1 protein-coding gene is annotated in these 517 nt (G+C 58.4%); it reads left to right on the top strand.

Going from position 1 to position 517, the window contains the following annotated elements:
- Positions 1-237 (top strand): transposase (locus U4Y90_RS36000; RefSeq protein ID WP_321801909.1); only part of this gene is annotated, 237 nt, incomplete at its 5' end.
- Positions 238-517 lie beyond the last annotated feature (280 nt).

Genomic DNA, 517 nt, shown 5'->3' with positions numbered 1-517 from the left:
GGCGGGCGCGTCAAATTGTTGGGCATCAGCAAGCGAGGCGACAGGTATCTGCGCACCTTGCTGATCCACGGTGCACGTTCGGTCTTGGCTCATGGCAAGCGAAGTACCGAATCGCAGAGGGATTTGCTGGCGCGACGACCGTTCAACGTAGCGGTCGTGGCACTGGCGAACAAGATGGCTCGTACGATCTGGGCGCTGCTGGCCCACGCTCGAACGTACCAATCGGGATACGCGTGACCAAGCGCGTAGCACTTCAACTCACAACGGAGACTGGTCGTCGATAGGTTGCGCAGGATGATATGCGCGTGATGGCAAAGCGGATCGGACCGCGGGGAAATAAGCCTGAATCTTGTCTCGTCCTTCGAGGACTCGTCGGAGCTGAGGCCTTCCCCGGCAAATTCCATCAGGGCCAGCGGAGCACAATCCGTTGAACAGGCCGGATATAAGTCTGCAGCCCGATCAGCCACGCTAAACACGCAAATATCACCTGGCAAACCGGGAGGCGTCCATATAAGAC

The organism is Caballeronia sp. J97 (genome assembly GCF_905220305.1).
In the GTDB taxonomy this organism is placed as follows: Bacteria; Pseudomonadota; Gammaproteobacteria; order Burkholderiales; family Burkholderiaceae; genus Caballeronia.
This window is presented reverse-complemented; position numbering and strand designations above follow the sequence as displayed.